Here is a 623-nt window from a genome sequence, read left to right on the forward strand (position 1 = left end):
ATGAGGTTAGTATTTATCATTTTTCTGCCTGTGAAATAGGGTAAATAGAAGGGGCACTGCAATCAAAACGAGTTTGCCCCGAGGGGGTTTTTAAGTCTTCAGGAGGGCTTTTTTCTTCCCCCCAACTGCTATGGACATAATTAGAATCGGTGGGATCAAAATAAATGACACGCCACCAAGGGTCGGCTAATTCATCGTTAGTTTTCCGCCGACTGACAGTTGTTTTTCCTAAATAAAACCCCTCATCGGTTACAATAATATCGAAAAAAGAAGAGTAGTAACCGGGATGATCAGTATGAATACCAAACCCCCCATTTGTGGGCCTAAAGTTTTTCCCACCATCCAAGGTGATAAGAATAGCGTTAACACACCCCCATTTAGTGCCTGCACATTGATCGGTTTTTCGACTCAGTACCGCAGGGAAAACTAAAGCATCATCGCGCTCGGTTGCCCAAATTAGGCGTCCTTGGTATAAACAAGCTGAGCCGTGTAATATTTCTTGATGGATATTATTTTTTGTATTGTTGTAATAGGTGATCCCTTCACGTCTTTCATTATATTGCTCCAAGGTAAAAAAGCGGTGGTCATCAATACGGTAAATGACGGTGGGAGGACCATAACTT

At 42.2% G+C, this 623-nt stretch carries 1 pseudogene; it reads right to left on the reverse strand.

The features are described 5' to 3' along the window. Positions 1 to 16: 16 nt before the first annotated feature. Positions 17 to 623, reverse strand: a pseudogene (locus tag DK861_RS01125) (hypothetical protein); the annotation flags it as partial.

The organism is Proteus sp. TJ1640, assembly GCF_003144445.1.
Classification (GTDB): Bacteria; Pseudomonadota; Gammaproteobacteria; order Enterobacterales; family Enterobacteriaceae; genus Proteus; species Proteus penneri.